Source organism: Streptomyces sp. NPDC047043, from assembly GCF_040644055.1.
In the GTDB taxonomy this organism is placed as follows: Bacteria; Actinomycetota; Actinomycetes; order Streptomycetales; family Streptomycetaceae; genus Streptomyces.
Window position 1 is genome coordinate 137,649 of the sequence record NZ_JBEYVO010000019.1, and the last position, 19,215, is coordinate 156,863.

The 19,215-nt window shown below is 70.0% G+C and carries 17 protein-coding genes; 10 read left to right on the top strand and 7 right to left on the bottom strand.

Translation table 11 applies throughout. The annotated features are described in order from the left end of the window. The first annotated feature begins 79 nt into the window (after positions 1 to 79). Entirely contained in the window at positions 80 to 874 is a 795-nt protein-coding gene (locus ABZ880_RS28740) for a carbon-nitrogen family hydrolase (RefSeq protein ID WP_361268197.1), read from the top strand. 25 nt (positions 875 to 899) lie between these two features. Here the strand turns inward: ABZ880_RS28740 and ABZ880_RS28745 are convergent, their stop codons facing one another. Both ABZ880_RS28745 and ABZ880_RS28750 read right to left on the bottom strand, forming a co-directional pair. Further along, positions 900 to 1,394, bottom strand: a complete 495-nt coding sequence (locus ABZ880_RS28745; protein WP_361268200.1) for an LURP-one-related family protein — start codon at positions 1,392 to 1,394, stop codon at positions 900 to 902. A gap of 115 nt (positions 1,395 to 1,509) precedes the next feature. Next, positions 1,510 to 2,490 carry a helix-turn-helix domain-containing protein gene (locus ABZ880_RS28750; protein WP_361268202.1) on the bottom strand — a complete coding sequence of 327 codons (981 nt, stop codon included), beginning with the start codon at positions 2,488 to 2,490 and terminating at the stop codon, positions 1,510 to 1,512. 52 nt (positions 2,491 to 2,542) lie between these two features. On the opposite strand from ABZ880_RS28750, the gene ABZ880_RS28755 reads away from it, so the two are divergent. The 3 genes from ABZ880_RS28755 (at position 2,543) to ABZ880_RS28765 (ending at position 5,877) form a co-directional block, all read left to right on the top strand. After that, on the top strand, positions 2,543 to 2,935 hold the full coding sequence (locus ABZ880_RS28755; protein ID WP_361268205.1) for a cupin domain-containing protein: 393 nt from the start codon (positions 2,543 to 2,545) through the stop codon (positions 2,933 to 2,935). Between the two features lie 148 nt (positions 2,936 to 3,083). Further along, positions 3,084 to 3,944, top strand: a complete 861-nt coding sequence (locus ABZ880_RS28760) for a calcium-binding protein (RefSeq protein WP_361268207.1) — start codon at positions 3,084 to 3,086, stop codon at positions 3,942 to 3,944. A gap of 82 nt (positions 3,945 to 4,026) precedes the next feature. Continuing rightward, positions 4,027 to 5,877 (top strand): thioredoxin-like domain-containing protein, encoded by a 1,851-nt coding sequence (locus tag ABZ880_RS28765; RefSeq protein WP_361268210.1) that lies wholly within the window; start codon positions 4,027 to 4,029, stop codon positions 5,875 to 5,877. On the opposite strand, the gene ABZ880_RS28770 is transcribed toward ABZ880_RS28765, so the two are convergent. The 4 genes from ABZ880_RS28770 to ABZ880_RS28785 all read right to left on the bottom strand — a co-directional run bounded on the left by ABZ880_RS28770 (position 5,865) and on the right by ABZ880_RS28785 (position 11,195). Beyond that, on the bottom strand, positions 5,865 to 6,116 hold the full coding sequence (locus ABZ880_RS28770; RefSeq protein ID WP_361268213.1) for a DUF6458 family protein: 252 nt from the start codon (positions 6,114 to 6,116) through the stop codon (positions 5,865 to 5,867). The two genes, ABZ880_RS28765 and ABZ880_RS28770, sit on opposite strands and share 13 nt — an antisense overlap. Positions 6,117 to 6,227: 111 nt before the next feature. Then, positions 6,228 to 7,859, bottom strand: coding sequence for a hypothetical protein (locus ABZ880_RS28775; RefSeq protein ID WP_361268215.1), 1,632 nt, complete (start codon positions 7,857 to 7,859; stop codon positions 6,228 to 6,230). Positions 7,860 to 7,977: 118 nt separating this feature from the next. Beyond that, on the bottom strand, positions 7,978 to 9,270 hold the full coding sequence (locus ABZ880_RS28780) for a M18 family aminopeptidase (RefSeq protein ID WP_361268218.1): 1,293 nt from the start codon (positions 9,268 to 9,270) through the stop codon (positions 7,978 to 7,980). A gap of 98 nt (positions 9,271 to 9,368) precedes the next feature. Continuing rightward, positions 9,369 to 11,195, bottom strand: a complete 1,827-nt coding sequence (locus tag ABZ880_RS28785; protein ID WP_361268221.1) for an acyl-CoA dehydrogenase — start codon at positions 11,193 to 11,195, stop codon at positions 9,369 to 9,371. Between the two features lie 156 nt (positions 11,196 to 11,351). Here ABZ880_RS28785 and ABZ880_RS28790 point away from each other — a divergent pair, with 156 nt between their 5' ends. The 4 genes from ABZ880_RS28790 (at position 11,352) to ABZ880_RS28805 (ending at position 14,847) form a co-directional block, all read left to right on the top strand. Beyond that, entirely contained in the window at positions 11,352 to 11,819 is a 468-nt protein-coding gene (locus tag ABZ880_RS28790; protein WP_361268224.1) for an SseB family protein, read from the top strand. 105 nt (positions 11,820 to 11,924) lie between these two features. Next, positions 11,925 to 12,896 carry a pirin family protein gene (locus ABZ880_RS28795; protein WP_361268227.1) on the top strand — a complete coding sequence of 324 codons (972 nt, stop codon included), beginning with the start codon at positions 11,925 to 11,927 and terminating at the stop codon, positions 12,894 to 12,896. A gap of 91 nt (positions 12,897 to 12,987) precedes the next feature. Beyond that, entirely contained in the window at positions 12,988 to 13,704 is a 717-nt protein-coding gene (locus ABZ880_RS28800; RefSeq protein WP_361268230.1) for a hypothetical protein, read from the top strand. Positions 13,705 to 13,794: 90 nt separating this feature from the next. Then, positions 13,795 to 14,847: an AI-2E family transporter gene (locus ABZ880_RS28805; protein ID WP_361268233.1), complete on the top strand. Its 1,053-nt coding sequence runs from the start codon at positions 13,795 to 13,797 to the stop codon at positions 14,845 to 14,847. On the opposite strand, the gene ABZ880_RS28810 is transcribed toward ABZ880_RS28805, so the two are convergent. Next, positions 14,811 to 16,946, bottom strand: coding sequence for a SpoIIE family protein phosphatase (locus ABZ880_RS28810; RefSeq protein WP_361268236.1), 2,136 nt, complete (start codon positions 16,944 to 16,946; stop codon positions 14,811 to 14,813). The genes ABZ880_RS28805 and ABZ880_RS28810 overlap by 37 nt on opposite strands. A gap of 144 nt (positions 16,947 to 17,090) precedes the next feature. On the opposite strand from ABZ880_RS28810, the gene aspS reads away from it, so the two are divergent. Next, entirely contained in the window at positions 17,091 to 18,854 is a 1,764-nt protein-coding gene (aspS, locus tag ABZ880_RS28815; protein WP_361268239.1) for an aspartate--tRNA ligase, read from the top strand. 83 nt (positions 18,855 to 18,937) lie between these two features. Continuing rightward, positions 18,938 to 19,177, top strand: a complete 240-nt coding sequence (locus tag ABZ880_RS28820; protein ID WP_361268241.1) for a hypothetical protein — start codon at positions 18,938 to 18,940, stop codon at positions 19,175 to 19,177. The last annotated feature ends 38 nt before the right edge of the window (positions 19,178 to 19,215 follow it).

Here is a 19,215-nt window from a genome sequence, read left to right on the forward strand (position 1 = left end):
GCTGTGAGGCACCCCGGCAGTGCTTTCGTGTGACGATCGTAGGCCGTATGGACGACTCGAATGCCAGGACGGTGGTAGCGTGCGCGCCTCTCTCATCCAGATCGCCGTAGACGAGGGCGAATCGGTCGAATCGCGTCGGCGGCGGGTGGCTTCGCTGGTGCGGGAGCAGGGCGGGGTCGATCTCGTCGTGCTGCCGGAGCTGTGGACCACCGGCGCCTTCGCGTACCAGGAGTTCGGGAGTGAGGCCGAGCCGCTCGAGGGGCCGACGTACGAGGTGATGGCGAAGGCCGCCAGTGACGCGGGCGTATGGCTGCACGCGGGCTCGATCCCCGAACGGGACCCCGACGGTCCGCTCTACAACACGTCTCTCGTCTTCTCTCCTTCGGGTGATCTGGTCGCGGCGTATCGCAAGATCCACCGCTTCGGGTTCGACAAGGGCGAGGCCGTGCTGATGGGTGCGGGGCGGGAACTGGTGACGGTCCCGCTGCCCGACACGATCCTCGGCGTGGCCACCTGCTACGACCTCCGATTCCCCGAACTCTTCCGCGGTCTCGTCGACGCCGGTGCCGAGACGCTGGTGATTCCGGCGGGCTGGCCGGAGCGCCGCCGGGCGCACTGGACGCTGCTGGCCCAGGCGCGGGCGGTCGAGAACCAGGCGTTCGTGCTTGCCTGTGGAACGGCCGGGACGCATGCGGGAGTTCCGCAGGCGGGTCACTCGATCGTGGTGGATCCCTGGGGCGAGGTGCTCGCGGAGGCGGGCGGGGACGAGGAGATCCTCACCGTGGAGTTCGACCCGGCGAGGGTCACGTCGACGCGTGAGCTGTTCCCGGCGCTGAAGGACAGGATGCTGGGCCTGGAGCCCCCGCGCCGCTGAACCCGGCGTGCCGAAAAGGAGCGGGTCAGTCCTCCTCCCGCTCCTTCTCCGCCAGGTGGATCACGCATACCGCCACCGCGATCAGCAGCGCCGGATCAGCGTCCTCGCGCACGACGTCGACGCCGTAGGTCTCCCGGACGTGCAGCCGGCGGCGGGAGATCACGGCGAGGAGTTCGCCGTCGTACTCGACGGCGAACTCGCGGTCGAGGATCTTGCCGCTGACGTCGAGTTCGGTGCCGTCGACCAGGGACACCCGGTAGTGGTTGCGCAGCAGGGACAGGCGTTTGCGCTTGATGCGGGCGAGGGTGTCGCCGTCCCGTTCGATCACCATGGTGTCGCGCAGGGCGAACATCTTCTGGTGGATGTCGATCAGGACGCGCCCTTGGGTGTCCTTCAGCTCGAAGGTGTCCCGAAGGCGGATGGCCTTGCCGTCGACGAGGAACGCCTTGTTGCCGTGCTCGTCCTCGATCCAGTAGTCGTCACCGAAGCCGAGGAGCCGGTCGCGTACGAGGAATCTCATGCCGTTACGGCTTCCCCGCGGAGCGGGCCGGGACGCAGCGGGGTACGCCGACGGAGGGAAGAAGCGGTGAGGCCCGACCGGGTACGCGCGCGTGCTCGGCGCGCGACCCGTGCCCTCACGGGCCGAAACGCCGCCGGTAGGCCGACGGACTGAGACCCGTCTCGCGCCGCAAGCGCGCGCGTAGGTTGGCCGCGGTCCCGAGGCCGCACCGTGCCGCCACCACGTCCAGCCGTTCCTCCCCCCGCTCGATGAGCCGGCAGGCGAGCGCCACCCGCTCCCCCGTCAGCCAGGCCAGCGGAGTCGTGCCGAGCTGCACCCGGAAGCGCCGGTGGAGCGTGGCGGGGGAGACGGCCGCGCGGGCCGCCAGGTCGGCCACCGTCAGCGGCTCCCCCAGCCGCTCCTGCGCCCAGGCCAGCAACGGCCCCAGCGACTCGTCCGGCACTTCGGGCAGTGGCCGCTCCACGAACTGCCGCTGCCCGCCGTCCCGGTGGGAGGCGAAGACCAGCCGCCGGGAGACGGCGTTGGCGAGCTCCGCCCCGTGGTCCCGGCGCCAGATGTGCAGCCCGAGGTCGAGCGCGGCCGCGCTGCCGGACGCCGTGAGCAGGTCGCCCTCGTCGACGAACAGCACGTCCGGCTCCAGCAGGACCTCGGGGTGCAGCCGGCGGAAGAGGTCCGCCCAGCGCCAGTGCGTGGTGGCCCGCCGCCCGTCGAGCAGACCGGCCTCGGCGAGGGCGAAGCTGCCGGTGCAGAAGCTCAGTACGCGGGCGCCACGCGCGTGCGTGCGGCGAATCGCGTCCAGTACGGCGGCACCGCGCGGGACGACGTTGTCGGGCCGGCCGGGCACGACGAGGGTGTCCGCATCGTCCACGGCGTCCAGCCCCGGCACCCCGGTCAGCGTGAAGAAGCCGTGGTTCATGCGCACTTCGGGCGTCGGCGTGCACAGCGTCACCTCGTACAGCGGCCCGGGCAGCCCGAGTTCGGGCCGCGGCAGCCCGAACAGTTCCGTCGCCACCCCGACCTCGAAGGGGTTGGTGCCTTCGTCGACGATCACCGCGACCCGGTGCGGGCGGCATTGCTGAGAGGATCCTTGCGGCATATGCGATTCCTAGCACTCGTACGGCGTGTCCGACACCCCGCACGATGAGGCCATGCCGAACGAACCCATCGCCCTCGCCCAGGCCCTCGCCTCCTTCACCGACCGCTGGAGCCCCCGCATCGTCACGAGCGTCAACGACTACGACGTACGCGTGGCGAAGGTCGAGGGCGAGCACCTCTGGCACGTCCACGACCACACCGACGAGTTCTTCCTGGTCCTGGAGGGCGAGCTGCACATCGCCCTGCGCGAACCGGACGGCGAACGCACGGTCGTCCTCCCCAAGGGCTCGGTGTTCACCGTCCCGCGCGGCACCGAACACAAGCCCTACGCGCCCGTGCCCGCCGAGATCCTGCTCCTCGAGCCCACCGGCACCCTCACGGTCGGCGACCGGCACGACGAGGTGCCCGGCCACGTGGACGCGACGACCGGCCACGCCCTTGCCTGACCCGCAACCGGAATCCACCGGTCCAAGAGGTGTCCCGCAGTTGAACTTCACGTACGCACAAGGAAGTTGACCAACCAAACGGGCGGGACCCGAGTCGGATCTTGCAACAAGGCGCACAGCGCCGCACATCCGTCTCGGAGGTTTCGCCATGCCCTCTCGTCCCGCCCGCCGCCCGTTGATACGCGCCGTCTCGGCGGCCACGCTGCTCCTCGGTACGGCCCTGGCCGTACCGCTCGCCCTGGCCGGTACCGCCGGCGCCGCGACGGCGCCGGCCACCGCCGCCGTCAACCAGTACGACTGGCAGCTCACCTACAAGGCCGCCGCCGGCCAGACCAACAAGGCCACCGTCACCGCCTCGCTCACCGCCGACAGGACGGGCATCACCTACCTGATCGACGACGTCGTCCCGATCACCGCGGGCCACGACTGTGCCCACCCCGTCGGCTCGGACCACACGAAGGTCTCCTGCACGGTCACCTTCGTGGACAGCCAGGACCCGTACCCCGGCCTGATCACGGACCTCGGCGACGGCAACGACACGCTCACGTACACCAACAACACCGACCAGGTGTACACCTACGCCCAGATCTCGCTCGGCGCCGGCAACGACAGGGCGACCGACTCCGGCCGCCTCGACGGCGCCTACGTCTCGGGCGGCGCGGGTGACGACACCATCACCGTGGGCGCGGAGGGCCTGGCCTGGGGCGAGGACGGCAACGACACGATCACCGCGAGCGGCGGCGACAACATCGTGCAGGGCGGCAAGGGCAACGACACGCTGCACGGCGGCAACGGGGCCCAGTACCTGTCCGGCGACGACGGCAAGGACACGATCACCGGCGGAACCGGCAACGACAGCCTCTACGGCGGCAAGGGCGACGACGTCCTGTACGGCAACAGCGGCAACGACAGGCTGTACGGGAACAGCGGGAACGACAAGCTGTACGGCGGCGCGGGCAGCGACACACTCTCCGGCGGCCCCGGCACCGATGTGGTCCGCCAGGGCTGACGGGACCCACGGGATCGGGGCGGGTGCGGGCCCGAGGGCGGGCGCCGGGGCGGTTGTCAGTGGCGGGTGGCACTCTTGATCCATGACCGCTTCCACTCCCCGACGCGTCCGCGTCCGCGCCCCCGAGCTGGTGGGCAAGGGCGGCTGGCTGAACACGGGCGACCAGCAGTACACCCTCGCCGACCTGCGAGGACGCATCGTCGTGCTCGACTTCTGGACGTTCTGCTGCATCAACTGCCTGCATGTCCTGGACGAGCTGCGGGAGCTGGAGAGAAGGCACTCGGACACGGTCGTGGTCGTCGGCGTGCACTCGCCCAAGTTCGTGCACGAGGCGGAGCACGCGGCCGTGGCCGACGCCGTCGAGCGGTACGGCGTGGAGCACCCGGTCCTGGACGACCCGGAGCTCGCGACCTGGAAGCAGTACGCCGTGCGCGCGTGGCCCACGCTCGTGGTGATCGACCCCGAGGGGTACGTCGTCGCGCAGCACGCCGGCGAAGGCCATGTGCACGCCATCGAGCGGCTGGTGACGGAGCTGGAGGCGGAGCACGGGGCGAAGGGCACGCTGCGGCGCGGCGACGGCCCGTATGTGGCGCCGGAGCCGGAGCCGACCACCCTGCGCTTCCCGGGCAGGGCCCTCGTCCTGCCGTCCGGGAACTTCCTGGTCAGCGACACCACCCGGCATCAGCTGGTGGAGCTGGAGCCGGACGGGGAGACGGTCGTACGGCGGATCGGTGCCGGTGCGCGCGGATTCGAGGACGGTACGGCGGACACGGCCGCGTTCAGCGAGCCGCAGGGCCTGGCCCTGCTCGACGAGGGCTCGGTGGTCGTGGCCGACACCGTGAACCACGCCCTGCGGCGGCTCGACCTCGCGACCGGCGAGGTCACCACCCTCGCGGGCACGGGCAGGCAGTGGTGGCAGGGCTCGCCCACGGCCGGGCCCGCCCGTGAGATCGACCTCTCCTCACCGTGGGACGTGGCGGTCTTCGGCGACAAGGTCTGGATCGCCATGGCCGGCGTCCACCAGCTGTGGGCCTGCGACCCGGCGGACAAGACCGTCGCCGTCACCGCCGGCACCACCAACGAGGGCCTGGTCGACGGTCCCGGCGCCGAGGCCTGGTTCGCGCAGCCCTCCGGGCTCGCCGCCACCGCCGACCGGCTCTGGCTCGCCGACTCCGAGACCTCGGCCCTGCGCTGGGTGGACCTCGACGGCGTCGTCCACACCGCCGTCGGGACGGGCCTGTTCGACTTCGGCCACCGCGACGGCTCCGCCGAACAGGCCCTGCTCCAGCACCCGTTGGGCGTCACCGCACTGCCGGACGGTTCGGTGGCCGTCAGCGACACCTACAACCACGCCCTGCGCCGGTACGACCCGGCGACGGGCGAAGTCACCACCCTGGCCACGGACTTGAGAGAGCCGAGCGACGCCGTCCTGGTCGGCGAGGACATCGTGGTCGTCGAGTCGGCCCGCCACCGTCTGACCCGGCTGCGCCTGCCGGAAGAGGCCGTGAAGGTGGACTCGGTGGCGCATCGCACGCAGCGCGCCGCCACCGAAGTCGCCCCCGGCAAGCTCCGGTTGGACGTGATCTTCCAGGCCCCGGCCGGCCAGAAGCTCGACACCCGCTACGGCCCCTCGACCCGCCTGCTGGTGTCCTCGACCCCGCCCGGGCTGCTGCTCGCCGGCGAGGGCGCGGACACGGACCTGTCCCGCACCCTGGAGCTCAACCCGGAGATCGAGGAGGGAGTCCTGCACATATCGGCGATGGCCGCCTCCTGCGACACAGCATCCGACAGCGGCTCCGCCGCGGGCCCGGCGAACGAGTACCCGGCCTGCCACGTCCACCAGCAGGACTGGGGCGTGCCCGTCCGCCTCTCCGTCGAGGGGACGGACCGCCTCCCGTTGGTCCTGGCGGGGATGGACGATCAGACGCCGTAACCGTCGCTGTAGCCGTCCCGCCGGTGGTGCGGCCGTTCCTCGTCGATCACCGGCGTCGTGGGTGGCACCACCACGCGCCGGCGGCGGGCGATGCTGCTGAAGGTGCTGACGCCGATCAGTCCGACGATCATGAGGATGATGCCTACCAGGTCGAGGTTGACCCCCTTCATGTGCCAGTCGGTCGCGAACGTGAGGATGGCTCCCACGGCGATGAGGATGATGCATCCGCCGAGGCCCATGAGTGTCGCCTCCCTGTGCGGTCCCGGATGTGCCGGTCTTCCGGCCGACTCCGGGTACCCGCACGTCCGTTGCCCATGCGGAGGCCGTCGCTCACGTCACGTCGACCTGCCTCACGTCACGTCGACGTAGTCCTCGCGGCCGGAGCTCACCAGGTGGGTGCTGTTCGGGTAGAGCAGCACCGCGACCCACGTGCCGTCCTTCGAGGCCGTGAAGCCCTTGCTGAAGGTGCCGTCGGAATGGGTGTAGGTGTTGCCCATGTCGTACCAGGTGCTGGCACCCTTGGGCCGGAAGAGGATCTTCACCTTCTGGCCGCCGTAGGCCTTCCAGGCGCCCGAGGTGTAGTGCTGCAGCTTGCCCTTGTAGGTGATCGTGCGGCCCTTGCGGACCGGCTCCGGCGAGGCGTTGCCGTCGACGATGCGGGTCGGCGTGCGCTTCACGTACACCACCGGGCTGTACGACTCCTGCCAGGAGCGGCCGCCCTTGAAGTGGGCCCGGTAGTAGCCCTTGTAAGGCGCGTCGAACGTGCCCTTGAACGAAGCGCCGGACTCGGGGTCGGAGCTGCCCGGGGTGACGGTCTTCATCGTCGTCCAGCCGGTCTTCCCGTCGGCCGAGTACTGCAGCTCGACCTTGTTGTCCACACCCGCGGGAACGCTGGAGCCCGTGTGCAGCATGCCCTTGGCGGTCAGCTCGGAGTACTTGTTCAGCGTCGCGGTGAAGTCGGTGAGGGACGTCTTCTTCGCGACGTACACCTTGACCGTCTGCAGCGGGCTCCACTTCAGAAAGGTGCCGCTGCGGACCTGCACCTCGACCGAGCCGGTGCTCGACATGGTCAGCTGCCCGGAGAAACGGCCGTCGGCGTCCGTGACCGGGTGGGCACCCGCGTGACCGATGTCGCTCTGCCAGATCTCGTCGACGTCGGCCCCGGCGAGCGGCTGCCACGCCCCGTCGAGGTACACCTCGGCCGTGCCGGAGACCGTCGCCGCCTGCCCTTCCTCGACGTCCAGCTCGGTGGCGTCGAGGGTCACGCGGGTGTCCGACTGCACGGCCCGGACCTCGACGCTCTCGTTGGCCCTGGACTGGTACCAGGGCTCGGCCGGCCGCAGCCAGGCGTTGACGGTGCCGCTGGACGGGTCGTCCACGGCGTAGGCGGTGGTGAAACGGCCGTCGGTGCCGGTCGTGGTCGTCTTGTCGTCCCCGTTGGAGATCTCCAGGTCCACCTCCGCGCCCGCCGCCGGCGTCGTCTCGCCGGTGCGCGGGTCGGTGACCGTGAAGCCGCCGGAGACGGTGACGTCCTGGTGCTCGTAGTCCGGGCTCTGCGGTGTGGCCTGCAGATCCGTCAGGTTCGCCTCGAGCTCGTACTGGTAGGTGCTCTCGGCCGTGGTGGTGTCACCGTCGGCATCCGTCAGATCGACCACGACGCGGTAGGTGCCGAGGTCGGCCAGGCGCAGCGGGGCGGTGGTGCGCCAGGTGTTCGCGAAGCCGGTGCTGGAGTCCGGTGTGAAGTCGCTGACCTCGGTGACCTCCTGGGCGTCGGCGGCGGAGCCCGGCGCGTAGAGGTGCGCGGTGATCGAGGTGATGGCGGTGTCGGAGGAGGCGGACACCCACACCAGGCCCTCGCCCGGGTGGTCACCGCTGCCGACCCCGTACAGCACCGGCGCCACCGCCGCGTGCGCCGCCGGCACCGGGCCGAGCAGCAGGCCCGCCGCCACGGAAGCGCAGGCGAGCGCCAACCTTCCTCGCATGTGTAGTCCCCCCACGAGACTGAAGATCGTTCAAGAGTGAGCGCATCGTACGCCGCCCGAACTCACCTTGAACAGGTTCAAAAAGGTTGCCCATGGGGGGACAAAGACTTCCCGGGACTCACCCCTCCAGGAACGCCACCAGCGCACTCGCCAGCAGATGCGGGTCGTCCACACCGCACAGCTCGCGGGCGCTGTGCATCGACAGGATCGCCACGCCGATGTCGACCGTCTTGATGCCGTGCCGGGCCGCCGTGATCGGGCCGATCGTCGTGCCGCACGGCATGGAGTTGTTGGAGACGAAGGACTGGAAGGGGACGTCCGCCTTCTCGCAGGCGGCGGCGAAGACCGCGCGGCCCGAACCGTCCGTGGCGTAGCGGTTGTTGACGTTGACCTTCAGGATCGGACCGCCGTTGACCCGGGGGTGGTGCGTCGGGTCGTGGCGTTCCGCGTAGTTGGGGTGGACGGCGTGGCCCGTGTCCGACGACAGACAGACCGTGCCCGCGAAGGCTCTCGCCCGGTCCTCGAAGGAACCACCGCGCGCGAACACCGAGCGCTCCAGCACACTGCCGAGCAGCGGCCCGTCCGCGCCGGTGTCCGACTGCGAGCCGTTCTCCTCGTGGTCGAACGCGGCCAGTACGGGGATGTAGGGCGGCTTGCCCCCGGCCACCGCCGCGAGCGCGGCCACGCCCGCGTGCACGGACAGCAGGTTGTCCATGCGCGGTCCGGCGAGCAGTTCCTTGTCGCGGCCCAGGTATGCCGGCGGCTCCACCGAGTGCGTCATCAGGTCCCAGCCGGTGACCTCGCCCGACGGCAGCCCCGCACTCTCCTCCAGGAAGGCGATCAGGTCGCCGTCCCGCACATCGTTGCCGAGACCCCAAATGGGCGTCAGATGGCGCTGCTTGTCGAGCTTGAGGCCCTCCGCCGAGACCGAACGGTCCAGGTGGATGGCGAGCTGCGGGACGCGCAGCAGCGGCCGGTCCACGTTCACCAGGCGCGTCGAGCCGTCCCGCAGGGTCAGCCGGCCCGCCAGGCCCAGGTCGCGGTCGAGCCAGGAGTTGAGCAGCGGTCCGCCGTAGATCTCCACCGCCACCTGGCGCCAGCCGTGCGCCCCGGTGTCGGGCAGCGGCTTGACCCGCAGGTTGGGGGAGTCGGTGTGCGCGCCGACGATGCGGAACGGCGTGTGGGGCGCCGCGCCCTCGGGGACGTACCAGGCCACGATCGCACCGCCGCGCAGCACATACCTGCCGCCGGTCGTCCCGTCCCAGGCGTCCGTCTCCGCGACCTGCCGGAACCCTGCCTTCTCCAGCCGCTCGGCGGCGCTCGCCACCGCGTGGTACGGCGACGGGCTGGCCGTCAGGAAGGACATGAGGTCGTCGGTGTGGCCGCGGTCGAAGCGGGGGGGTTCGCTCATGGGGTTCACCTTAACGACGTACGAGGGCCCGCTCCTCGTCGTGGGAGCGGGCCCTCGTGAGGGCGATGTGGAGTTTTGGCTACCCAGAACCGAGGAGGCTAGAACGCGGCTTCGTCCAGCTCCATCAGGTCCAGGTCGACGCCCTCGGCGAGCTTGCGGGCGCCGGTGACACCGGGCAGGACGCTCGCCGCGAAGAACTTCGCCGCCGCGATCTTGCCCTGGTAGAACGCCTTGTCCTTGGCGGAGGCCGTCTCCAGCTTCTCGGCGGCGACCGCGGCACCCTTGAGCAGCAGGTATCCGACGACCACGTCACCGGAGGCCAGCAGCAGGCGGGTGGTGTTCAGGCCCACCTTGTAGATGTTCTTGACGTCCTGCTCGGTCGCCGCGAGGTCGGTCAGCATCAGGCCGACGATGGCCTCCAGCTCGACGGCGGCCTTCGCGAGGTGCTCGCGGGCGCCGGCCAGCTCCTCGCCGCCGGTGCCGAGCGCCAGGAACTTCTTGATGTCCTCGGCCAGCGAGTTCAGCGCCGCGCCCTGGTTGCGGACGATCTTCCGGAAGAAGAAGTCCTGGCCCTGGATCGCGGTGGTGCCCTCGTACAGGGTGTCGATCTTGGCGTCGCGGATGTACTGCTCGATCGGGTACTCCTGCAGGAAGCCGGAGCCGCCGAAGGTCTGCAGCGACTGGGCGAGCTGCTCGTAGCCCTTCTCGGAGCCGTAGCCCTTCACGATCGGCAGGAGCAGGTCGTTCAGCGCCTCCAGCGCCTTGACGTCCTCGCCCGCCGCCTCCTTGACCTGGATCTCGTCCTGGATGGAGGCCGTGTACAGCACCAGGGCGCGCATGCCCTCCGCGTACGCCTTCTGCGTCATCAGCGAGCGGCGCACGTCCGGGTGGTGCGTGATGGTGACCTTGGGCGCGGTCTTGTCCATGAAGTTCGCGAGGTCCGGGCCCTGGACGCGCTCCTTGGCGTACTCGAGGGCGTTGAGGTAGCCCGTGGACAGCGTGGAGATCGCCTTCGTGCCGACCATCATCCGGGCGAACTCGATGATGCGGAACATCTGGCGGATGCCGTCGTGCTTGTCGCCGATCAGCCAGCCCTTGGCGGGGTGCTGGTCGCCGAACGTCATCTCGCAGGTGTTGGAGGCCTTCAGGCCCATCTTGTGCTCGACGTTCGTCGCGTACACGCCGTTGCGCTCGCCCAGCTCGCCGGTCTCGAAGTCGAAGAGGTACTTCGGGACGAGGAAGAGGGACAGGCCCTTGGTACCGGGGCCGGCGCCCTCGGGGCGGGCGAGGACGTAGTGGAGGATGTTCTCCTCCATGTCGTGCTCACCGGACGTGATGAAGCGCTTCACGCCCTCGATGTGCCAGGAGCCGTCCTCCTGCCGGACCGCCTTGGTGCGGCCGGCGCCCACGTCCGAACCGGCGTCCGGCTCGGTGAGGACCATCGTGGAGCCCCACTGCTTCTCCACGGCGACCTTGGCGATGTGCTTCTGGACCTCGTTGCCCTCCTCGAAGAGGATGCCGGCGAACGCGGGGCCCGAGGAGTACATCCAGACGGCCGGGTTGGCGCCCAGGATCAGCTCGGCGAAGGCCCAGATCAGGGAGCGGGGCGAGGTGGTGCCGCCGATCTCCTCGGGCAGGCCGAGCCGCCAGTACTCCGAGTCCATGAAGGCCTTGTAGCTCTTCTTGAACGACGCCGGGACCGGAGCGGTGTTCGTCTCCGGGTCGAAGACCGGCGGGTTGCGGTCGGCGTCCGCGAAGGACTCCGCCAGCTCGTTCTCCGCGAGACGGGTCAGCTCCTCGAGGATGCTCTTCGCGGTCTCGGTGTCCATCTCCTCGAACGGACCGGCGCCGTACACCTTGTCCCGTCCGAGGACTTCGAACAGGTTGAACTCGATGTCGCGGAGATTCGACTTGTAGTGCCCCATGGCGACGGCTCCGTTGAGAGATATCGGCGAGGCACTGTTTGTGGATCCTCGCGCTGCTTCTAGTTCACGTACCAACAAGTAGCTACGATGATGCTACCCGCCGGTAATAAGAAGCAACCCCGATTGGGTCATCTGTGACTCAGTACTCTTGCGCTCATGTACGGCTACGACCAGAACGTGGGTGCGGGTGCTCAGCAGCAGTACGCCCAGCAGCAAGCGGGCCCGGGCGGCTACGGGCAGCAGCCGCCGCTGTATCCCGAGCCGTCCCCGCCGTCGCTCGCGGACGCGGTACGGGCCTTCACCACCGGCCAGATGTCCGCGGAGGACTTCCAGCAGGTCTTCGCGACCTCGAAGGTCTACTGCCCGCGCGGCGACAACCCCGGTTTCCTCGCCCTGCACAACACCCAGCAGCCGGTGATCCCGATGTTCACCTCGCTCAAGGAGCTGCGCCGGTACGCGGGCAAGGAGTCCAAGTACTTCGTGATCACGGGCGCCGAGGTCATCGACCTGCTGCCCACCGGCTACGGCTTCGTCCTCGACATGGAGGGCGAGCACCGCATGGTGTTCGACGCGAAGGCGGTCGAGCAGATGGTCGAGTTCGCGATGCGCAGGATGTACGGCTGACATCTACCTACGAGAGCCCGGAGGGAATGCCCTCCGGGCTTTCTCCGTTACGGGTAGCAGAAAGTTCAATGCTCAACTAAACTGGCCGCACAAGGAGGTACCGACATGCCTGCAGTGACCGTCGAGAACCCGCTGACCCTGCCCCGCGTGGCCGCGCCGGCCGACGCCGTGGCACGTCCCGTGCTCGCCGTCACGACCGCGCCGAGCGGTTTCGAGGGCGAGGGCTTCCCGGTGCGCCGGGCGTTCGCGGGGATCAACTACAAGCACCTCGACCCGTTCATCATGATGGACCAGATGGGCGAGGTGGAGTACGCGCCGGGCGAGCCCAAGGGCACCCCCTGGCACCCGCACCGTGGCTTCGAGACCGTCACGTACATCATCGACGGGATCTTCGACCACCAGGACTCGCAGGGTGGCGGCGGCACCATCACCAACGGCGACACCCAGTGGATGACCGCGGGTTCGGGCCTGCTGCACATCGAGGCCCCGCCGGAGTCGCTGGTGATGTCCGGCGGCCTCTTCCACGGCCTGCAGCTGTGGGTGAACCTCCCGGCCAGGGACAAGATGATGGCCCCGCGCTACCAGGACATCCGCGGCGGCAACGTCCAGCTGCTCACCACCCCCGACGGCGGTGCCCTGCTCCGCGTCATCGCCGGTGAGCTCGACGGCCACCAGGGTCCCGGCGTCACGCACACGCCGATCACGATGATCCACGCGACGCTGGCGCCGGGCGCGGAGATCACGCTGCCGTGGCGCGAGGACTTCAACGGGCTGGCGTACGTCCTCGCGGGCCGGGGCTCGGTCGGCGCCGAGCGTCGCCCGGTCCAGCTGGGCCAGACCGCGGTGTTCGGCGCGGGCTCCTCGCTGACCGTCCGTGCGGACGAGAAGCAGGACTCCCACACGCCGGACCTGGAGGTCGTGCTCCTGGGCGGACAGCCGATCCGTGAGCCCATGGCCCACTACGGCCCGTTCGTCATGAACACCCGCGAGGAGCTCCAGCAGGCCTTCGAGGACTTCCAGAAGGGCCGTCTGGGGACGATCCCGGCGGTGCACGGCATGACCGAGGGCGGCCTCTGAGCCCGGAATGTAAACAGGGGATAAGAGGGGCAGAATAGGAAAAGAGTCCTGAATCGGGACCCTCGCGGGAATTCGTCGCGAGGAGGCCGAGATGACGAAGCGACTGTACTGGCCCGGTGTTGCCGGTGTGGCGTCCGGGGTGATCATGCTCACCGCCATGATCATCCTGGACAGCAACACCCCGGACGACAGCGGAAAGAGGGGTCTGACCCGCACCCTCAGCTTCTACCTCAAGGACAGCAACCTCGATCTGCTCGAGACCACGACCCTGCTGCTGCTCAGCTCGTGCGTGCTGTTCCTGTTCTTCCTGGGTGCCCTCACCCGCGTCGCCGGGAAGCGGTCGCAGCTTGTCCTTGCGGGTGGCATCGCCTTTGCCGTGCTCGTGATGGCCGCGGGACTGATCTCCGGCATCTTCGCGATCTCGGCCAAGTACGACGACACGTTCCTGGTGATCCCGGGGACGGCGCTGCTGGCCATGCTGCTGATCGACCTGGCCTACGGCGCGCTCATCGGCGCCATGGGCGCGGCCGCCGTGCTGCTGTTCGCGATGTGGCGGGTGTCCCGGACGACCGACGCCGTGCCGCAGTGGCTGGGCTGGCCGGCGCTCATCATCGCGCTGGGCTCCCTCGCGGGCCCGTTCACCGCCTGGATCACCCCACTTCTCATGGCGGTGTGGACGCTCGCGGCGGGGCTGCTGCTGGTGTTGCGCCCTCCGGCCGCAGCGGCGGAGAGGCCCACGACGGCACCCGCCGAGCCGTCCGTGGCACCGACCGAGCCGCCGAGAGTGCCCGCGGGGCCGCGGGCGTGAGCCGAGAGCCCGCGAACAGATCCTGACGCTGCGTCACCCGGGCGGCCGTCCGCGCAGGACAGGCGCGGCCGCCCGTGGTCGCCTTGAGCCGTGCAGCTGCTTCCCGATCCCGTACGACGGCTTGCCGCCTGGTGTGCCGTCGTGCTGCTGGTCGCCGGGGTGGTGTACGTCGGGGTGCTGCTGTGCTCCGAGTTCCGTACGGCCGTGACGCCGGTGCTGCTCGCCCTGCTCGGGACCGCGCTGCTGGGGCCGCTGTACCGGCGGCTGGTGAAGGCGAAGGTCAATCGGTCCGTGGCCGCCGGGCTCACCTGTGTCGCGGTGGTGGCAGTGGTCGGCGGGGCCGTGTACATCGTCGTGGCCGCGCTCATCGACACCGGGGACCAGATCGTCGCCTCGCTGAAGGACGCGGCGCAGGGGGTCGCCGATCATTTCGGGGCCGCGGGGACCTCGCTCGACGATCTCGCGTCCAATGCCAAGGAGCTGCTCACCAGGTTCGGGGGGACGGCCGCCTCCAACGTCATCAGCGGGGTGAGCGTCGTCGGGGAGGGCATCGCCATGGCCGTGCTGGCGCTGCTGCTCGTCTTCTTCTTCCTGCGCGACTCGCACAAGGCCGCCGGTCTGATCCGGGGCGTCGCTCCGGGGCAGAGCGGCGACACCCTGGAGGCCATGGCCCGGCGGGCCTTCGAGGCCGTCGAGGGGTTCATGCGGGGGACCACCCTCATCGCCCTCATCGACGCCGTCTGCATCACCGTCGGGCTGCTCGTCCTCGATGTGCCGGGCGCGGTGGGGCTGGGCGCGCTGGTCTTCGTGGGCGCCTACGTCCCCTACCTGGGCGCCTTCGTCTCCGGCGCCGTCGCCGTGCTCGTCGCGCTCGCCGACCGGGGGTTCGTGATCGCGCTGTGGGCCCTGGGCGTCGTGCTCGCCGTGCAGGTGCTGGAGGGGCATGTGCTGCAGCCGGCGATCCAGAGCCGCACCGTGCAGATGCACCCGGCGGTCGTGATGGTCGCGATCACCGCCGGGGCGTCCGTCGCCGGCGTCCTCGGCATGCTGCTGGCGCTGCCCCTGACCGCGGCCGCCTCCGGCGTCGTGCACGAACTGCGGGCGCGCTACCCGGAGTCGGCGGCCAAATCCTCGGACTCGTAGAGCTCGAACCAGATGCTCTTGCCCTCGCCCTGCGGGGCCACGCCCCAGGCGTCGGCGAGCAGCTCGATGAGGACCAGGCCGCGGCCGGAGGAGGCCAGTTCGCCGGGGCGGCGCTTGTGCGGGAGGTCGTCGCTGGTGTCGGTGACCTCCACGCGCATCCGGCGCTCCCCCGTCTCGCCCCGCACCTCGGCCAGCAGCAGCGCGTCGGCGTCCGTGTGCACCAGGACGTTGGTGAGCATCTCGGACAGCAGCAGCACCGCCGAGTCGATCTGGTCCTGCGAACCCCAGTCGTGCAGCAGCTCGCGCAGCTGCTGGCGGGCCACCGCCACCCGCTCCGGCTCGGCCTGCGCGACGGACAGCATGGTGCGGCGCACCGGCTGCGGCACGAACAGCGTCTCGCCGCAGCCCTCCCCCGGCCGGCACAGCAGCAGTACGGCTATGTCGTCCTCGCGCCGGTCGGCGAGCGGGCCGGTGGTGTGGTGGGAGGAGGGGCCGTGCACGCCCTGGACCAGGGCGTCGGCGAGCTCCTCCAGGTCGCCCTTGTGCTCCTCGAGGATCGTGCGGAGCCGCTGCCAGCCGCTCTCCAGATCGTGGCCGCCGGTCTCGATCAGACCGTCGGTGCAGATCAGCATGGTCTCGCCGGGCTCGAGGGTGATCCGGGTGGTCGGGTAGTCGGCGTCCGGGTCGATGCCGAGCGGCAGTCCGCCCGCCGTCGGCCGCGCCAGCACCGTGCCGTCGGCCATCCGGATCGCCGGGTCCGGGTGGCCGGCGCGGGCGATGTCGAGGGTGCCGGTGGCCGGGTCGGCCTCGACGTACAGACAGGTCGCGAAGCGCAGGTCCGACAGGGCCTCCTCGTCGAGGGCGCCGTCCGTCATGCCGTGCAGGAAGCGCGAGGCGCGCGAGAGTACCGCGTCCGGGCGGTGGCCCTCGGAGGCGTATGCACGCAGGGCGATGCGCAGCTGGCCCATCAGACCGGCCGCCCGCACGTCATGGCCCTGGACGTCGCCGATGACCAGGGCGATACGGCCGTTGGGCAGCGGGATCATGTCGTACCAGTCGCCGCCGACCTGGAGGCCGCCGCCGGTGGGTACGTAGCGCGCGGCCACGCTCATGCCCGGTATCTGCGGGCCGAGCGTCGGCAGCATCGAGCGCTGGAGGCCGTCGGTCAGCGCGCGCTCGGTCTCGGCGGCGCCGGCCCGGGACAGGGCCTGGGCGAGCATGCGGGCCACCGTCGTCAGCACGGACCGCTCGTCCGGATTGAACGTGACCGGGTAGGCGAAGGCCGCCATCCAGGTCCCTATCGTGCGGCCGGCCACGGTCAGCGGCAGGAACGCCCAGGAATGGCGGTTGAAGGACGCGGCCAGCGGCCACGCCGCCGGATAGCGCGACTTGTACTGCTCGGGCGTGGAGATGTAGACGGCGCGTCCGGTGCGGACCACCTCGGCGGCCGGGTAGTCCGTGTCCAGGGACATGTGCGAGAAGGGGCCGTCGTCGCCGGGCTGGTGCCCGTGGTGACCGATGATCGTCAGCCGGTCGCCCTCCACGCCGAACACCGCGAGCCCGTCCGGCGTGAACCCCGGCATCGACAGGGCGCCCGTGACCCGCAGCACCTCCTCCGTCGACCGCGCCTCGGCCAGCGCCCGGCCCGCGTCCAGCAGGAACGCCTCCCGCGAGCGCCGCCAGTCACCGGTGACGGCGACGCGCCCGGCAGGGGTGCCCGGAGTCGGTTCGGTGACCTCCTGGAGGGTGCCGATCAGCTGGAAGGACTTGTTGTCGGGGTCGAACGAGGGCTTGGACCGGGACCGGACGACACGGATCACCCGTCCCTGCTCGTCCATGACCCGGATCCGCACCTCGGCCAGCGTGCCCTCGGCGACGGCGAGCCCGACGACGGCGATGATCTCGTTCCAGTCGACCGGATGGAGGCGGGCCCGTGCCTTGGCCTCCGTGAGGGTCGTCTGTACGGGCGGCAGGCCGAGGAGCCGAGCCGCCTCGGCATCGACCGTGACCAGTTCGGTGGCGGTGTCCCAGTGCCACAGGCCGGTCGCGAGGGCGGCGAGAACCTCCCCCACGGCGGGCAGAGGCTCACCAGTGCGCATTGCCCCACTTTATGGAGAGGTGATCGAGGAGTGCCACCGATTGCCACGTCTTAATGGTGGGGAGCCGATCTTGGGGTGCCCGGTACGCTGGGGTTGTTTCACGTGAAACGTGCCCCCCGATCCGCGAAGACTGGATGAACGACGATGCATCGGTACAGGTCCCACACCTGCGGCGAGCTCCGCTCCTCTGACGTCGGCACCGACGTCCGGCTGAGTGGCTGGCTGCACAATCGGCGCGACCTGGGCGGCATCCTCTTCATCGATCTGCGCGACCACTACGGCATCACGCAGCTCGTCGCCCGCCCCGGCACGCCCGCCTACGAGGCCCTCGACAAGGTCACCAAGGAGTCGACCGTCCGCGTCGACGGCAAGGTCGTCTCCCGCGGCGCCGAGAACATCAACCCGGAGCTGCCGACCGGTGAGATCGAGGTCGAGGTCGGCGAGGTCGAGCTGCTCGGCGCGGCCGCCCCGCTGCCCTTCACGATCAACACCGAGGACGGGGTCAACGAGGAGCGGCGCCTGGAGTACCGCTTCCTGGACCTGCGCCGCGAGCGCATGCACCGCAACATCATGCTGCGGACGGCGGTCATCTCGGCCATCCGGCACAAGATGACGGCGCTGGGCTTCAACGAGATGGCGACCCCGATCCTGTCCGCCACCTCCCCCGAGGGCGCGCGTGACTTCGTCGTGCCGTCCCGGCTGAACCCGGGCAAGTTCTACGCCCTCCCGCAGGCGCCGCAGCAGTTCAAGCAGCTGCTGATGATCTCCGGCTTCGACCGCTACTTCCAGATCGCGCCCTGCTTCCGCGACGAGGACGCGCGCGCGGACCGCTCGCCGGGCGAGTTCTATCAGCTCGACGTCGAGATGAGCTTCGTCGAGCAGGAGGACGTGTTCCGCCCGATCGAGCAGCTCATGACGGAGCTGTTCGAGGAGTTCGGCAACGGCCGGCACGTCACCTCGCCCTTCCCGCGGATCCCGTTCCGCGAGGCGATGCTGAAGTACGGCTCCGACAAGCCGGACCTGCGCGCCCAGCTGGAGCTCGTCGACATCACCGACGTCTTCGAGGGCTCGGAGTTCAAGGCCTTCGCCGGCAAGCACGTGCGTGCGCTGCCGGTGCCGGACGTCTCCGCGCAGCCGCGGAAGTTCTTCGACCAGCTCGGTGACTTCGCGGTCTCGCAGGGCGCCAAGGGCCTGGCCTGGGTGCGTGTCGCCGAGGACGGTTCGCTGACCGGCCCGATCGCGAAGTTCCTCACCGAGGAGAACGTCGCCGAGCTGACCAAGAGGCTGTCGCTGGCCGCCGGTCACGCCGTGTTCTTCGGCGCGGGCGAGTTCGACGAGGTCTCGAAGATCATGGGCGCGGTCCGCGTCGAGGCCGCCAAGCGCGCCGGGCACTTCGAGGAGGGCGTCTTCCGGTTCTGCTGGATCGTCGACTTCCCGATGTACGAGAAGGACGAGGACACCGGCGCGATCGACTTCTCGCACAACCCCTTCTCCATGCCGCAGGGCGGCCTCGAGGCCCTGGAGACCCAGGACCCGCTGGACATCCTGGGCTGGCAGTACGACATCGTCTGCAACGGCGTCGAGCTGTCCTCCGGCGCGATCCGGAACCACGAGCCGGAGATCATGCTGAAGGCCTTCGAGATCGCCGGCTACGACCGCGAGACCGTCGAGGAGAAGTTCGCCGGCATGCTGCGCGCCTTCCGCTTCGGCGCCCCGCCGCACGGCGGCATCGCCCCCGGCGTCGACCGCATCGTCATGCTGCTCGCGGATGAGCCGAACATCCGCGAGACCATCGCCTTCCCGCTCAACGGCAACGCCCAGGACCTGATGATGGGCGCGCCGACGGAGCTGGAGGAGGCGCGGCTGAAGGAGCTGCACCTGACGGTGCGCAAGCCGCAGCCGAAGTAGGCAAGTCGGAGTGACAGGGGCTCGAAACCGACCGACGGTTTCGAGCCCTTTCGCTTGCGCACCCTGATTCACAGCTCTTTCCGATGTTTCTGCCAGGTGCTTCCCCCTTCCTCTTCGGCTACCTCAAGGACACGACGGGCAGCACGACCGGCGGTCTGTGCACCCTGTCCACGGCCTCGCTGCTCGCGGTGGCGGGGGCGTGGTTCGTCCGCGCCGCGCGGGCGGCCGACACCACCCCGGGCGCCGCGGACACCGACTTGGAAACCTCACCGGAGGCACACAGCAATCCCGAGGGAGGAGCACAGAAGCCTGTCGTGTCATAGGGAGTGACATCGGGCCCCTGAGGGCCTGTCGGCCAAGG

What these genes read in the sequence shown, in the direction of transcription:
- ABZ880_RS28745 (WP_361268200.1), bottom strand. Translation starts at nt 1,394, where the DNA reads ATGAGATTCCTCGTACGCGACCGGCTCCTCGGCTTCGGTGACGACTAC.
- ABZ880_RS28750 (WP_361268202.1), bottom strand. Translation starts at nt 2,490, where the DNA reads ATGCCGCAAGGATCCTCTCAGCAATGCCGCCCGCACCGGGTCGCGGTG.
- ABZ880_RS28755 (WP_361268205.1), top strand. Translation starts at nt 2,543, where the DNA reads ATGCCGAACGAACCCATCGCCCTCGCCCAGGCCCTCGCCTCCTTCACC.
- ABZ880_RS28760 (WP_361268207.1), top strand. Translation starts at nt 3,084, where the DNA reads ATGCCCTCTCGTCCCGCCCGCCGCCCGTTGATACGCGCCGTCTCGGCG.
- ABZ880_RS28765 (WP_361268210.1), top strand. Translation starts at nt 4,027, where the DNA reads ATGACCGCTTCCACTCCCCGACGCGTCCGCGTCCGCGCCCCCGAGCTG.
- ABZ880_RS28770 (WP_361268213.1), bottom strand. Translation starts at nt 6,116, where the DNA reads ATGGGCCTCGGCGGATGCATCATCCTCATCGCCGTGGGAGCCATCCTC.
- ABZ880_RS28775 (WP_361268215.1), bottom strand. Translation starts at nt 7,859, where the DNA reads ATGCGAGGAAGGTTGGCGCTCGCCTGCGCTTCCGTGGCGGCGGGCCTG.
- ABZ880_RS28780 (WP_361268218.1), bottom strand. Translation starts at nt 9,270, where the DNA reads ATGAGCGAACCCCCCCGCTTCGACCGCGGCCACACCGACGACCTCATG.
- ABZ880_RS28785 (WP_361268221.1), bottom strand. Translation starts at nt 11,195, where the DNA reads ATGGGGCACTACAAGTCGAATCTCCGCGACATCGAGTTCAACCTGTTC.
- ABZ880_RS28790 (WP_361268224.1), top strand. Translation starts at nt 11,352, where the DNA reads ATGTACGGCTACGACCAGAACGTGGGTGCGGGTGCTCAGCAGCAGTAC.
- ABZ880_RS28795 (WP_361268227.1), top strand. Translation starts at nt 11,925, where the DNA reads ATGCCTGCAGTGACCGTCGAGAACCCGCTGACCCTGCCCCGCGTGGCC.
- ABZ880_RS28800 (WP_361268230.1), top strand. Translation starts at nt 12,988, where the DNA reads ATGACGAAGCGACTGTACTGGCCCGGTGTTGCCGGTGTGGCGTCCGGG.
- ABZ880_RS28810 (WP_361268236.1), bottom strand. Translation starts at nt 16,946, where the DNA reads ATGCGCACTGGTGAGCCTCTGCCCGCCGTGGGGGAGGTTCTCGCCGCC.
- aspS (WP_361268239.1), top strand. Translation starts at nt 17,091, where the DNA reads ATGCATCGGTACAGGTCCCACACCTGCGGCGAGCTCCGCTCCTCTGAC.
- ABZ880_RS28820 (WP_361268241.1), top strand. Translation starts at nt 18,938, where the DNA reads ATGTTTCTGCCAGGTGCTTCCCCCTTCCTCTTCGGCTACCTCAAGGAC.